The 13,499-nt window shown below is 70.2% G+C and carries 10 protein-coding genes, 2 tRNA genes and 1 pseudogene; 11 read left to right on the top strand and 2 right to left on the bottom strand.

Annotated features, from left to right (window positions below; all coding sequences use genetic code 11):
• Positions 1–71: 71 nt before the first annotated feature.
• From K338_RS0113150 to K338_RS0113120, 7 genes and pseudogenes are all read left to right on the top strand, one after another.
• Positions 72–782, top strand: a complete 711-nt coding sequence (locus K338_RS0113150) for a sulfite exporter TauE/SafE family protein (protein ID WP_022918632.1) — start codon at positions 72–74, stop codon at positions 780–782.
• 99 nt (positions 783–881) lie between these two features.
• Positions 882–1,349, top strand: a complete 468-nt coding sequence (locus K338_RS22625) for a MarR family winged helix-turn-helix transcriptional regulator (RefSeq protein ID WP_245542966.1) — start codon at positions 882–884, stop codon at positions 1,347–1,349.
• A gap of 112 nt (positions 1,350–1,461) precedes the next feature.
• A pseudogene (locus tag K338_RS22620) lies at positions 1,462–2,668 on the top strand (MFS transporter).
• A 142-nt stretch (positions 2,669–2,810) separates the two neighbouring features.
• Positions 2,811–2,882 (top strand) — tRNA-Gln (locus K338_RS0113135).
• A 50-nt stretch (positions 2,883–2,932) separates the two neighbouring features.
• Positions 2,933–3,008 (top strand) — tRNA-Glu (locus tag K338_RS0113130).
• Positions 3,009–3,109: 101 nt separating this feature from the next.
• A complete protein-coding gene (locus K338_RS0113125; protein WP_022918630.1) occupies positions 3,110–4,081 on the top strand; it encodes a hypothetical protein in 972 nt (323 codons plus the stop codon).
• A gap of 103 nt (positions 4,082–4,184) precedes the next feature.
• Positions 4,185–6,347 carry a penicillin-binding transpeptidase domain-containing protein gene (locus K338_RS0113120; RefSeq protein WP_022918629.1) on the top strand — a complete coding sequence of 721 codons (2,163 nt, stop codon included), beginning with the start codon at positions 4,185–4,187 and terminating at the stop codon, positions 6,345–6,347.
• Between the two features lie 63 nt (positions 6,348–6,410).
• Here the strand turns inward: K338_RS0113120 and K338_RS0113115 are convergent, their stop codons facing one another.
• Positions 6,411–7,133: an IclR family transcriptional regulator gene (locus K338_RS0113115; protein ID WP_022918628.1), complete on the bottom strand. Its 723-nt coding sequence runs from the start codon at positions 7,131–7,133 to the stop codon at positions 6,411–6,413.
• 97 nt (positions 7,134–7,230) lie between these two features.
• Here K338_RS0113115 and leuC point away from each other — a divergent pair, with 97 nt between their 5' ends.
• The 4 genes from leuC to K338_RS0113095 all read left to right on the top strand — a co-directional run bounded on the left by leuC (position 7,231) and on the right by K338_RS0113095 (position 12,654).
• Positions 7,231–8,712 carry a 3-isopropylmalate dehydratase large subunit gene (gene leuC, locus K338_RS0113110; RefSeq protein WP_022918627.1) on the top strand — a complete coding sequence of 494 codons (1,482 nt, stop codon included), beginning with the start codon at positions 7,231–7,233 and terminating at the stop codon, positions 8,710–8,712.
• Positions 8,713–8,739: 27 nt separating this feature from the next.
• A complete protein-coding gene (leuD, locus tag K338_RS0113105; protein WP_022918626.1) occupies positions 8,740–9,378 on the top strand; it encodes a 3-isopropylmalate dehydratase small subunit in 639 nt (212 codons plus the stop codon).
• A 185-nt stretch (positions 9,379–9,563) separates the two neighbouring features.
• Positions 9,564–10,877 carry a UDP-N-acetylglucosamine 1-carboxyvinyltransferase gene (gene murA, locus K338_RS0113100; RefSeq protein WP_022918625.1) on the top strand — a complete coding sequence of 438 codons (1,314 nt, stop codon included), beginning with the start codon at positions 9,564–9,566 and terminating at the stop codon, positions 10,875–10,877.
• Between the two features lie 355 nt (positions 10,878–11,232).
• Positions 11,233–12,654, top strand: coding sequence for an MIP family channel protein (locus tag K338_RS0113095; RefSeq protein ID WP_022918624.1), 1,422 nt, complete (start codon positions 11,233–11,235; stop codon positions 12,652–12,654).
• Positions 12,655–12,750: 96 nt separating this feature from the next.
• Here the strand turns inward: K338_RS0113095 and K338_RS24565 are convergent, their stop codons facing one another.
• The gene (locus K338_RS24565; protein WP_157612415.1) at positions 12,751–13,413 is read right to left on the bottom strand and encodes an AMIN-like domain-containing (lipo)protein; all 663 of its coding nucleotides are present in this window, start codon (positions 13,411–13,413) and stop codon (positions 12,751–12,753) included.
• Between the last annotated feature and the right edge of the window lie 86 nt (positions 13,414–13,499).

The following is a 13,499-nucleotide window of genomic DNA, read 5'->3' as shown; positions in this document are numbered from 1 at the left end:
ACGAGCGCGGTCCCGGGCCGCTCGCCCGGACGGCACCTGCCGGCACGGCTGCGCACCGGGAGAGGTGGGCTGTGAGTCTCGCCGCGTTCGTGCTGCTCGGTGTGACCGTGCTGGTCGCCGCCTTCGTGCAGGGGTCTGCCGGGATGGGTTTCGCGATGATGGCGGCGCCGATCGTCAGCCTGGTCGACCCGGCGCTCATCCCGGTGCTGCTGCTGGTGCTGATGATCCCGTTGAACAGCTACGTGGCCTGGCGGGAACGCAACGAGCTGGACTGGCGCGGCGTGCGCTGGATCAGTGTCGGCCGCTTTGCCGGGACGTTCCTCGGCCTGTGGATCCTGCTCGTGGTCAGCCTCTACCAGCTGTCCTTGCTGATCGGGATCTCTACGGTGCTGGCGGCAGTGGTCGCGCTGCTGGCGCCCGCGTTCCAGCCGAACCGGACCAGCCTTGCGGCCGTCGGGTTGGTCACCGGGATCACCGAGACCTCCACCGGTGTGGCTGGGCCGCCGCTCGCGCTCGCCTACCAGCACCAGTCCGGTCCGACGCTACGCGCCACTGTCGCCGCGTGCTTCCTGGTCGGCGAGCTCATCTCCCTGGCCGTTCTCGGTCTAGGTGGCCAGATCGACGGCGGCGCTCTCCTGGCCGCGCTCGCGCTCCTGCCGTTCCTCGTCCTCGGATCGTTCGCGAGCCGGTTCACCCACCACCGCCTGGACGGTCCGCTGCTGCGCTACCTGGTGCTCGCCTTCGCGATCGTGTCCGGAGTCGTGGTGATCATCCAGGCCTGACTGCCCGGGTCGCTGGTGCAGCGTGGGCGGCGCTGCGCGCTGTCGCGGTGCCCAGGCGCAGCTCGACATACATAGGAAGCCTATGTAAAATGGTGGCACGTGACAGTATCCGACCCGGTGACCGGCCCGACCGGGCCCGCCCCAGCGCCTGCAGCTGGCACGCTCGGACCCGACCTGCTGGCGGTCATCGCCCGGCTGAACCGGTGGGCCACCTCCCAGGCGAACCTGGAGATCCCCGCCGCACAGGCTCGCCTGCTGGCAGCGGTGGAGCAGATCGGGCCGGCCCGCACCTCGGACCTGGCCCGGCTGGACAGCTCCAGCCAGCCGACGATCACCGCCCAGCTGCAGCGCGCGGAGCAGGACGGCTGGGTGCGCCGCACCCCCGATCCCAGCGACGGGCGCGCCAGCCTGGTCGCGCTGACCGACGCGGGCCGGGCAGTGCTGGGCGACGTCCGCCGCGCCCGTGCCCAGGTGCTCGCCGGCCGCCTGGACGAGCTCAGCGCCACCGAACGGGACGTGCTCACCCAGGCGATCGCCGTCGTCGAACGCCTCCTGGACGGGCCCTGAAGCAGGGGCCTGCTCACTGGACCAGGGCCCGCGCCTGGACCGGCAGCTGCCACCGGTGCGCCGCCCGCCACCGACCGCACGACCGGGGCCACGGCCCCAGACAAGGAGCTCCATGCTGCGTCAACCCCGCTCGGTGCTGGCCGTGGCCTTCGCCAGCATCATCGCTTTCATGGGGATCGGCCTCGTCGATCCCATCCTGAAACCGATCGCTGACGAGCTCGGGGCCACCCCGTCCCAGGTGTCCCTGCTGTTCACCAGCTACATGGCAGTGATGGGGCTGGCGATGCTGCTCACCGGTGCGGTCTCCAGCCGGCTGGGGGCGAAGACGACGCTGCTGCTCGGCCTGGTGGTCATCATCGTCGGCGCGGGGATGGCCGGGATGCAGGACGGCGTCGCCGGGATCATCGCCTGGCGAGCGGTCTGGGGGGCTCGGCAACGCCCTGTTCGTCGCCACGGCTCTCGCAACGATCGTCTCCTCGGCCCGCGGCTCGGTCGGCCAGGCGATCATCCTCTACGAAGCAGCCCTCGGCGTGGGCATCGCCGTCGGCCCGCTGGTCGGTGGGCTGCTCGGCCACCTGTCCTGGCGCGGACCGTTCTTCGGCGTCTCCGGCCTGATGGTCATCGCCGCTGTGGCCACGATCGTGCTCGTGCCGCCCACGCCCCGCCCGCCGCGCGCCACGTCCCTGGCCGAACCGCTGGCAGCCCTGCGGCACCGCGGGCTGCTGATCACCGGGCTGACCGCGCTGCTGTACAACTTCGGCTTCTTCACCCTGCTCGCCTTCACCCCGTTCCCGCTGGACCTGGGTGCTCTGCAGATCGGCGGCATCTTCTTCGGCTGGGGTGCGTTGCTGGCGATCACCTCCGTCTGGGTCGCACCCCGGCTGCAGCGCCGGTTCGGCACGCTGCGCCCGATCACCTGGGCGCTGCTGACCTTCGCCACCATCCTGGCGGTGATGGCCGTGTGCACCGACCAGAAGGTGGTCCTCGCCGTCGGCGTGGTGCTGGCCGGTGCAGCGCTGGGCATCAACAACACGCTGATCACCGAGACGGTGATGAAGGCGGCACCGGTCGAGCGCGGGGTGGCCTCGGCCGCCTACAGCTTCGTACGGTTCGCCGGGGGAGCGGTGGCGCCATGGCTGGCTGGCTACCTCGGCGAGCAGGTCAGCGTGCACCTGCCGTTCTGGGTCGGGGCGGTCTCCGTGCTGGCCGCCGCGGTGCTGATCACCGCCGGTCGGAAGGCGTTGGCGCACGTGGAAGCATCCGGACCGCCGGTGGCTACAGTGGCTGAGGCGGAGGAGCTCACCGCTGCCGACTCCTGAGGCGGACAGGGACGGGCGCCGGTACTGTGACCATGCCCACTCCTGAGATTTTGGGCAGCGGGCCCGGCTCCGGTAGAGTCAACCGGCGGTAGCGCGATTGCGGGCCAGGCCACAAGCTGACGGCACGCACGCGGTACCCCATTGGGGTATGGTGTAATCGGCAGCACGACTGATTCTGGTTCAGTTAGTCTAGGTTCGAGTCCTGGTACCCCAGCGGAGATCGTTTCGAGCACCGCCTCGGTTCCGGTACGATTTTCTCTGCCCGGCCCCGTCGTCTAGTGGCCTAGGACGCCGCCCTCTCAAGGCGGTAACGCCGGTTCGAATCCGGTCGGGGCTACCACCACGAGACCCCCAGCCGACAACGGTTGGGGGTCTCGCCGTCCCTGCAGTCCAGAGGGCAAGAGGACTTGCGGCCAGACCGATACGTGCCACCATGGGCCGATGGACCCTCTCCCGCAGCACTGGACCACCGCCGAGGACCATGTGCAGGGACCGGACGGACGCCGGTATGCCTTGCGGGTGTGGGGCTGGTCGGCACGGTCGATGGCCGAGGCAGCCGACGTGGCCCGGGACCGCGTCGCAGAGCTGGTGGAACGGGTGCGCCAGGGTGGCCCGCTGCGCCGGGACTCCTACTACCCGCGCCTGCCGTTGCGCGAAGAGGTCCTCACCGAGATCCGCGACGCCGATGGCGCCCTGGTCGCAGCGATCACCAGGAACCGGTACGGGGCGCTGGTGCTGAACACCGACCGGCTGCTGATCGCCGACGTGGACAGCCCCGAGGGGGAGCGGGCCGCTCGCCGTGCGGTGCGGAAGGTGCGGGCCGATCGAGAGCGCGGCGGCAGCCTCGGCCGACTGGTCGGCCGACTGCTGGGTCGCTCCGGTCCCGCGGAGCACATGTTCGACCCGCCGGCCACCAGCACGAGCGGCGCGGTGCCGGAAGACGGCTCAGACGAGGAGCCCACCCCGCCCGAGCTCACCCGGATCGACACCTTCGCCCAGGCCCACCCGGAGCTCGGCGTGCACGTGTACCGCACCGCCGCCGGGTACCGGGTGCTGATCACCGGTGCGGACGCCGCGCCGGACTCCGAGCAGGCAGCGGCGATCATGCGGGAGCTGGCCTCCGACCCGGTCTACGTCACGTTGTGCGCCACCCACCGCACCTACCGGGCACGACTCACGCCGAAACCCTGGCGGGTCGGCCTCCCTGCGCTGACCGCACGCTGGCCGTGGCAGGATGCCCGCACCGCCGACCGAGCCTTCCGGTGGCAGGCCCGGTACACCGAGGCGTGCGCAGGCAGCGCTGTGTGCCAGAAGGTGCGCGACGCGCGCCGGGAACCGCGTCCGGAGGAGGGGCTGGTGCTCGACGCGCACGACCGCGCGGTGCTCGGTGCCCCCGGTGCGCCACTGGCCTGACCGAGACCGGCACAGTGCCCCCTCGTGGCGGGCTGTCCCGCGGGTCGGCCCGGCGAACCCAGGTTCGCCGGATACGCTCACCTCTGACCTGGGGAGGTAGCGGATGAGGCAGAGCACGGCACAGCGGCCGTGGCGACCGACTGCCGGTGGGCTGCGCGCTGCCGGTGCGCTCCGTGCCGCGGCGGTGCTGGCGGCGGCGGGGCTGGTCCTGACCGCCTGCACCGACCCGGACGACGGCGGGCCGGAGGCAGTCGAACCGCATCCGGAGGTGGCAGCCGCCGAGGCCCTGGCGCAGGCACTGACCACCGGAGACTTCTCCGCTGCGCCGCTGAGCGAGGAGGACCGGGCGCTCGCCACCGAGCAGGCCGAGGAGGTGCTCGGTGAGGTCGCCGCCGTGCTGGACCGCACAGTCGAGGTCACCTGGTCCTCCAGCACCTACGAGGAAGGCGAGGGCAGCGCTGCCGACGCCGCACTCACCTGGACCTGGGACGTGCCCGGTAGCGAGGAGGACTGGTCCTATCCGGTCTCGGTGCACCTGGTCGCTGCCGACGACGGCCCGTACCTGACCACCTGGTCGCCCGACCTGCTCGCCCCCGACCTGGGCGAGGACGAGGTGCTCACCGTGACCCAGGGCTCGGCGCCGCGAGGGCAGGTGCTCGGTCAGGACGACGAAGTGCTGGTCACCGAGACGGACATCTACCGGATCGGCATCGACAAGACCTACATCGACCGGGACCAGTGGGAGGACCAGGCGGTCGAGCTGGCCGAGGCCCTCGACCTGGACGACCCCGAGGCCTACGCCGACCGGGTCATGTCCGCCGGTGACCGTGCTTTCCTGGTCGCCATGGAGGTCCGCCAGGACGATCCGGGCGATGTGGACATGGATGCCGTGCGCGCTGTCGAGGGTGTCAACCTCGTGCCGGCAGTGCGTCAGCTCGGTCCCACCCCGGGATTCGCCACCGAGGTCCTCGGCCGGGTGGGGGAGGCGACCGCCGAGATCATCGAGGCGTCCGACGGCGCAGTGCAGCAGGGCGACCAGGTCGGCCTGTCCGGTCTGCAACGCGCCTATGACGACAGCCTGCGCGGGTTCGGCGCCCTGACCATCAGCGTGACCACCGGTGCCGACGATGCTGAGCCCACCGAGGCGTTCACCGCCGAGGCGGTCCGGGGCCAGCCGTTGCGCACCACGCTGGACGCTGACCTGCAGGAGCGTGCGGAGAACCTCCTCGCCGACGAGGACTCGCCCAGCGCGCTGGTGGCCATCCGGCCATCGACCGGTGAGCTGCTCGCGGTCGCCAGCGGGCCGGCCAGCCAGGGCTGGTCGACCGCCACCCTGGGTCAGTACCCGCCAGGGTCGACGTTCAAGGTAGTCACCCTGCTTGCGCTGCTGCGCTCCGGGATGGAGCTCGACGATGCGGTCAGCTGCACCAGGACCCTGGACGTGAACGGCCGTGAGTTCGAGAACTATCCCGGCTACCCCTCGGATCATCTCGGCGAGATCACCCTGGAGCAGGCGATCGCCCAGTCCTGCAACACCGCCCTGATGGGCCAGCGGGACCAGGTCAGCGCCGCCGACCTGGCCAGTGCGGCCGAGGCGCTCGGCCTGGGCCGCGGTGACTCGGTGGACCTGGGCTACCCGGTGTGGCTCGGGTCCGTGCCGGAGCAGGCCGAGGGCACCCAGCTCGCTGCGGAGATGATCGGCCAGGGGCAGGTGCTGGTCTCCCCGGTCGCGATGGCCGCTGTGGCGGCTTCAGTGGCTGCTGAGCAGCGGGTCACCCCGCAGCTGGTCGTGGCGGATGCCGGTGACGGCGCAGCACAGGCGGATGAGCAGGCCTCGCCAGGCGAGGAGGGTCAGGACGGCGAGACCAGCGAGGGTGCGGAGGCCGCCGAGGGTGCGGAGGCCACCGACACCTCCGGTGAGGAACCAAGTACAGGCGAGAGCGATACGGCGGCTGCCGCCGAGAACGCTCCGGCGGCCGCCGAGGAGGTGGCTGCCCCGCTGACCCATACCGAGGCGACGCTCCTGCAGCAGGCGATGCGCGCCGTCGTCACCGATGGCACCGGAACGGGTCTGCGCGACGTGCCGGGAAAGGACGTGCTGGCCAAGACCGGCACCGCCGAAGGGGCCGAGGACACCACGCACGGCTGGATGATCGCCATCCAGGATGACCTGGCGGTGGCCGCGTTCGTCGGTGATGGCGGTCGCGGCGGTGCTGCCACCGCCGGCCCGCTGGTCGAGAAGTTCCTCAGCGAGAGCGGAACCTGACCCCGTGCGGACGATCACTGGGGTCATGGCCCCACCGATCGTCCGCACGAGCTCAGGCCCGGATCAGTTCTCCTCGCTGGCGCGCAGCACCTCGGTGAGCCGGTTCGCGGCAGCCATCACCGCATTCGCGTGCAACCGGCCCGGCTGACGGGTCATGCGCTCGATCGGTCCGGAGACCGAGACGGCAGCGATCACCCGGCCCGAGGGCCCGCGCACCGGCGCCGACACCGAGGCCACGCCCACCTCCCGTTCGCTCACGCTCTGGGACCAGCCACGCCGGCGCACCCCGGAGAGGATCGTGGCGGTGAACTTCGCCCCGTGCAGCCCGCGGTGCAGCCGGTCCGGCTCCTCCCAGGCGAGCAGCACCTGGGCGGCCGACCCGGCGAGCATCGACAAGGTCGCACCGACCGGGATCGAGTCGCGCAGCCCCATCGTCTTCTCCGCTGCAGCCACGCAGATGCGCTGGTCTCCCTGACGGCGGAACAGCTGGGCACTCTCCCCGGTGTGGTCCCGCAGGGCGAGCAGCACCGATCCGGCGGCAGCGAGCAGTCGGTCCTCTCCGGCCGAGGCCGCGAGCTCGGCAAGACGTGGACCCAGGATGAACCGGCCCTGCATGTCCCGGGCGACGAACCGGTGGTGCTCCAGGGCGACCGCCAGGCGGTGCGCAGTGGGACGGGCCAGGTGTGTGGCGGCGACGAGCTGCGCGAGCGTCGCGGGACCTGCCTCCAGGGCTCCCAGGACGGTCGCGGCTTTGTCGAGAACGCCGACTCCGCTAGAATTGTCCATAGATCGATATTGACGTCTCATACCGTGAGATGCAAATCGGCGGGCTGGACGCCCCGCCACCAGCGGGGGCACAAGTGATGAACGAAGGTGACGTGCGATGGCCGGAACGTTGGCTGAGAAGGTGTGGCGGGACCATGTGGTCCGCAAGGGAACCGGTGGTGAGCCGGACCTGCTCTACATCGACCTGCACCTCGTGCACGAGGTGACCAGTCCGCAGGCGTTCGAGGGGCTCCGCCTGGCCGATCGTCAGGTGCGCCGTCCGGACCTGACGATCGCCACCGAGGACCACAACACCCCGACCCTGGACATCGACCTGCCGATCGCGGACCTGACCAGTCGCACGCAGATCGAGACGCTGCGCCGCAACGCCGAGGACTTCGGCATCCGGCTGCACTCCCTGGGGGACGCGGACCAGGGCATCGTGCACGCGGTGGGCCCGCAGCTGGGCCTGACCCAGCCGGGGCTGACCGTGGTCTGCGGGGACTCGCACACTTCCACCCACGGTGCCTTCGGCGCGTTGGCCTTCGGGATCGGCACCTCCGAGGTGGAGCACGTGCTGGCCACCCAGACCCTGCCGCTGGCGCCGTTCAAGACGATGGCGATCACGGTCAACGGTGAGCTGCCGGCCGGGGCGACCTCCAAGGACATCATCCTGGCGATCATCGCCAAGATCGGCACCGGCGGCGGCCAGGGCTACGTGCTGGAGTACCGGGGTGAGGCGATCCGCAAGCTCTCCATGGAGGCGCGGATGACGATCTGCAACATGTCGATCGAGGCGGGCGCCCGGGCAGGCATGATCGCCCCGGACGAGACCACGTTCGCCTACCTCAAGGGCCGCCCGCACGCGCCGGAGGGTGCCGAGTGGGACGCGGCGATGGAGTACTGGAAGACGCTGCGTACCGACGACGACGCCGTCTTCGACGCCGAGGTCGTGCTCGAGGCCGCCGACCTGGAGCCGTACGTGACCTGGGGCACCAACCCCGGGCAGGGGCTGCCGATCTCCGGCCGGGTGCCGGTCCCGGAGGAGATCGCGGACGAGAACGCCCGGGTCGCCGCTGAGCGTGCCGTGGAGTACATGGACCTGGTGCCCGGCACCCCGCTGCGGGACATCGCCGTGGACACCGTGTTCATCGGCTCGTGCACGAACGGGCGCATCGAGGACCTGCGCTCGGTGGCCAAGGTGCTCAAGGGGCGCACGAAGGCGGAGAACGTGCGCGTGCTGGTGGTGCCGGCCTCTGCGCGGGTGCGGTTGCAGGCCGAGGCCGAGGGGCTGGATCAGATCTTCCTGGACTTCGGAGCGGAGTGGCGCAACGCCGGCTGCTCGATGTGCCTGGGGATGAACCCGGACCAGCTTGCCCCGGGTGAACGAGCGGCCTCCACCTCGAACCGGAACTTCGAGGGCCGGCAGGGCAAGGGCGGGCGCACCCACCTGGTCTCCCCGCTGGTCGCGGCCGCCACTGCGGTGCGCGGCACCCTCTCCGCGGTCTCCGACCTGGACCTGGCTGGTGACGTGGACCTGACCTCCTTCGACGGCTCACCGCTGGCTCCGCTGGACCCCAGCGTCCCGATGCACGTCTGAGCCCCGACGATCTTCTAGGAGAACCTGATGGAGAAGTTCACCACCCACACCGGTATCGGGGTACCGCTGCGGCGCAGCAACGTCGACACCGACCAGATCATCCCGGCCGTGTACCTCAAGCGGGTCACCCGTACCGGGTTCGAGGACGCGCTGTTCGCCGCCTGGCGCGGTGATGCGTCCTTCGTGCTGAACCAGGAGGCCTACTCCGCCGGCTCCGTGCTGGTGGCCGGCCCGGACTTCGGGACCGGTTCCTCCCGCGAGCACGCCGTCTGGGCACTGAAGGACTACGGTTTCAAGGCCGTGCTCGCCTCCCGGTTCGCCGACATCTTCCGCGGCAACTCCGGTAAGCAGGGACTGCTCGCTGCCCAGCTCGCCCAGGAGGACATCGAGCTGATCTGGAAGGTGCTCGAGGCCGAACCTGGCACCGAGATCACCGTGGACCTGGAGCACAAGACCGTCACCTGCCGCGACGTGGTCGCCGCCTTCAGCATCGACGACTACACCCGCTGGCGGCTGATGGAGGGCCTGGACGACATCGGCCTGACCCTCGGTCACGAGGAGGACATCGCCACCTTCGAGGCCAACCGCGCCGCCTGGCGCCCGCACACCCTGCCGGCCAAGCACCTGCCCACCGTAGAAGTGACGCCCGCCCGCCCGGTCTCCTGACCGCCGCTGGCGGAATTGCTCGTCGATCTGGTCACCAGGAGCAGCCAGATCGACGAGCAGCTTCTGAGCGGGGGCGGGGTTGCTCGTCGTGTCCGGACTGGGTTCTGCGGTGGGGGGGCTTACCCTGGACCGGTGCCGACCGCCGATCGGCGGGACGGGTCGGTCGAGGTGACGAGGATGGCGCAATGAGTCAGCTACGGGTCGACGGCGGAACGCCGCTCAGCGGCGAGATCACCGTTCGTGGGGCGAAGAACTTCGTCTCCAAGGCGATGGTGGCAGCACTGCTGGGTGAGGAGCCGAGCGAGCTGCGCAACGTCCCGGAGATCCGCGATGTGAACGTGGTCGCTGGGCTGCTGCAGCTGCACGGTGTGCAGGTCGCCCGGGACGTGGCCGGGGGAGTGGTGCGCCTGGACCCCAGCAACGTGGAGTCCGCGCACAAGGCGGACATCGACACCCACGCCGGCGCCAGCCGCATCCCGATCCTGCTCTGCGGCCCGCTGCTGCACCGGCTCGGCGAAGCCTTCATCCCGGACCTGGGCGGGTGCCGGATCGGAGACCGCCCGATCGACTACCACCTGGACATCCTGCGCCAGTTCGGCGCTCAGGTGGACAAGCTGGACACCGGCATCCTGATCACCGCCCCGCGCGGGCTGCAGGGCACCAAGGTGCACCTGCCGTACCCGAGCGTAGGTGCCACGGAGCAGCTGCTGCTCACTGCGGTCCGCGCCGACGGGGTGACCGAGCTCTCCGGTGCGGCGATCGAGCCGGAGATCATGGACCTGATCGCCGTGCTGCAGCGGATGGGCGCCATCATCTCCGTGGACACCGACCGGGTGATCCGGGTGGAGGGGGTGGACCGGCTCGGCGGCTATGTGCACACGGCGCTTGCGGACCGGATCGAAGCAGCGTCCTGGGCTGCGGCTGCGCTGGCCACCGGCGGCGACGTGTACGTGCGCGGCGCCGAGCAGCCATCGATGATGACCTTCCTGAACACCTTCCGCAAGGTCGGCGGCACGTTCGACATCGACGACGACGGCATCCGGTTCCGCCACCCCGGCACCGAGCTGCGCTCTATCGTGCTGGAGACCGACGTGCACCCGGGGTTCATGACCGACTGGCAGCAGCCCCTGGTGGTGGCCCTGACCCAGGCTTCCGGACTGTCCATCGTGCACGAGACCGTGTACGAGAACCGGTTCGGCTTCACCGAGGCCCTCCGCCAGATGGGGGCGACCATCCAGGTCTACCGGGAGTGCCTGGGCGGCTTGGAGTGTCGGTTCGGCCGCCGCAACTTCTTCCACTCGGCGGTGATCTCCGGGCCCACCCGGCTGCGGGCCGCCGACATCGAGGTGCCCGACCTGCGCGGCGGGTTCTCCCACCTGATCGCTGCCCTGGCCGCCGAGGGGACCTCCCGGGTACGCGGCATCGAGCTGATCGACCGCGGGTACGAGAACTTCACCGGAAAGCTGGAGGCGCTCGGCGCCAAGATCGTGCGCGACTGAACCGAGCCACCGGCACCGGGCCGCCAGGGAGTTGCCAGGTCGTTCCCAGGTAACCATCAGGAAGCCGTCGCAACCTGAGGGACATCGGGACAAAAGCCCCGAGTCGGTCGTCGGGACAACGGCCGATCTCCCTCCCCGGTCTCCGTCTCCCGCCGGGGAGAGTGGCGCGAGCTCACTCCCCGTACGCTCGCGCCGAGGGCGCCGGGCCGCACCGGCCCGGCGCCCTCCTCCTGTCTGCAGCATCGTCGACGGCGGAGCTCGCCCGGGCGCTGGCCCGTCTCGTCGATGAGCGGCTCAGCCCGGAACGTCACAATCCGGTCACGCTCACGACATCTGCTTGCCAACCTTCTTGCCGGTGGCACCGACGTTGCACAACTGCGCCACCTTGTGCACCGACGGGCAGGTCCCGTTCCTGCTCGCCCTGCGCAACTCCCTGCTGGTCACCGTGATAACTGTGGGCGTGGCGCTGCTGTTCGGGTTCCTCGCCGCGCTGGCTGCCACCCGGTTCGCCTTTCTCGGCCGGAGAGCGTTCATCGTCATCATCCTGGTGATCCAGAGGATCCCCGGTGAGGCGATGATCATCTCGCTGTACTCGATGCTGGACTCCTGGCAGATGCTGAACACGATCCGAGGGCTGTCCCTGGTGTATGCGGCCAGCCTGCTGCCCTTCACCGTCTGGATGCTGCGCGGTTTCGTCGCCGGTGTGCCGGCCGAGCGCGACCTCCTCCTTCATCCCCCACGGATGGCACGTGCATACGTAGTGCCGAAATGCCTGCAGTGGAGTAGAACTAAGGGGTCCGATCTCTATTGGATCTCATTGAGGAGGTGCATGGCGATGGCGGCTGATGCGATCACCCCGGTCTTCGCCAACAACCGCAGGCTCAAGATCTACCAGGGCCTGTGGGGCGAGTGCCTTGCCGAGTTCCTCGGCACCGCAGTACTAGTCCTTTTCGGATGTGGATCGGTGGCGATGGCCGTGGCGGCCCTGCCCGGCACCGACCGTACCGAGGGTCCCACGACATTCTTCCTGGGCAGCGGTGACTGGCTGCTGATCACCTGGGGTTGGTGCCTGGCAGTGGTCTTCGGCGTGTACGTCGCCGGCGGCGTGACCGGAGCACACATCAACCCGGCGGTCACGCTGGCATTCGCGGCCCGCCGGAAGTTCCCCTGGCGGAAGGTGGTGCCGTACTGGATCGCCCAGCTCGTCGGCGGCTTCGTCGGCGCTGCGATCGTGCTGGCCGTGTACAAGGACGCGATCGCTGCCTTTGACTCGCAGTCGGAGACGTTCGCGGACACGGGGCATACGATCCCGACGCTCTCCATCTTTTCCACGTTCCCGGGTCCGTACTTCGACGGTGGCTGGTGGGGGCCGTTCCTGGACCAGGTGGTCGGTACCGGGCTGCTGCTACTGGCGATCGCCGCAGTGGTGGACATGCGCAACACGGCTGTGCGGGCGAACCTGGGCCCGTTGATCATCGGGTTCTCCGTGGCTGCTATCGGTATGTCGTTCGGCGCCAACGCTGGGTACGCCATCAACCCCGCCCGTGACCTCGGCCCGCGGCTACTCGCCTGGGCCGGCGGCTGGGGTGAGCTTGCGATGCCGGGCAACGGGCCCTGGTTCTCCGGATACTTCTGGATACCCATCGTAGGGCCGCTGGTCGGTGGTGTGATCGGCATCCTGGTCTACGACCTGTTCATCGGTGATGTGCTGCACGCCCGTGCGCTCGCCGCGGACGACGCCGAGGTCGGTCGCACGACTCCGCAGGACGAAGCCTGACCCCAGATGCGCGAACGCTCTGTTTCGCGGCCAGTGAACCGATTCACGCCGCGAAACAGAGCGTTCGCGCATGGGGGCGGGTGAGGTGGGCGGGAGTCAGTCGTCCACGTGCTGCACGTCGATCACCAGGCGGGTCGGGTCGGTGAGCGCGAACACCCGGAACGGCGCCTCGGCGGAGTCGATGCCGAGCACCAGCTGAGCCTGCCCCTCGAACCACCCGGCCAAGTACATCTCCTCGATCTCGGGCAGATCGGTCATGGTGGTGCCGGGCGGCACCTGCCCGTCGCCCTCGGTCGGCAGCACCAGACCGGAGACCTGCGCCACCAGGGAGGCGTCCCCCTCGGTGTCGATCGGCCGACCGCTGCCGTCCTCGGCCGGGTTGTCCTCGTACCCGACCCGCCACCCAGGCGTGCCGTCCCCCTTGAACGTGAGCACCACCCGGTCGTAGCTCTCGTGCTCGCCGCTGGTCAGGTCCACCAGGAGCAGCTCGGCACCGGTAGACGCCTCGGACTGCACCGGTTGGGCATGCTCCGGGAACGGCTCCAGGTCTGAGGACGGCGGGCCGGAGTCCGTACCGCTGGGCCTCTGCGACGTCGGTTCGTCGCTGGGCGCCTCGCTCGGCTCCTGTGTGCCGGTCGCCGGGGCCGAGGTCGGCGACGGGCTGGTCGGGTGCTCCGCCTCGGGTGAGCCGGTGCAGGAGGTGAGCAGCACAGCCACGGTGAGCACCGCCGTCATCGGCAGGACCGACAGCCTGACCATCATGACCTCCTCAGCACAGTGACCGCAGACTACTCCCCGCCCGCCGCACGTGCTCGACGGACCACCTGCAGGTGGGACACGGGCGC

The sequence above is a fragment of the Ruania albidiflava DSM 18029 genome (genome assembly GCF_000421225.1).
In the GTDB taxonomy this organism is placed as follows: domain Bacteria; phylum Actinomycetota; class Actinomycetes; order Actinomycetales; family Beutenbergiaceae; genus Ruania; species Ruania albidiflava.
Note: the sequence above shows the minus strand (reverse complement) of the source record. Positions and strands in the feature narration are given on the sequence as shown.

What these genes read in the sequence shown, in the direction of transcription:
- K338_RS0113125 (WP_022918630.1), top strand. Translation starts at nt 3,110, where the DNA reads ATGGACCCTCTCCCGCAGCACTGGACCACCGCCGAGGACCATGTGCAG.
- K338_RS0113120 (WP_022918629.1), top strand. Translation starts at nt 4,185, where the DNA reads ATGAGGCAGAGCACGGCACAGCGGCCGTGGCGACCGACTGCCGGTGGG.
- K338_RS0113115 (WP_022918628.1), bottom strand. Translation starts at nt 7,133, where the DNA reads ATGGACAATTCTAGCGGAGTCGGCGTTCTCGACAAAGCCGCGACCGTC.
- leuC (WP_022918627.1), top strand. Translation starts at nt 7,231, where the DNA reads ATGGCCGGAACGTTGGCTGAGAAGGTGTGGCGGGACCATGTGGTCCGC.
- leuD (WP_022918626.1), top strand. Translation starts at nt 8,740, where the DNA reads ATGGAGAAGTTCACCACCCACACCGGTATCGGGGTACCGCTGCGGCGC.
- murA (WP_022918625.1), top strand. Translation starts at nt 9,564, where the DNA reads ATGAGTCAGCTACGGGTCGACGGCGGAACGCCGCTCAGCGGCGAGATC.
- K338_RS24565 (WP_157612415.1), bottom strand. Translation starts at nt 13,413, where the DNA reads ATGGTCAGGCTGTCGGTCCTGCCGATGACGGCGGTGCTCACCGTGGCT.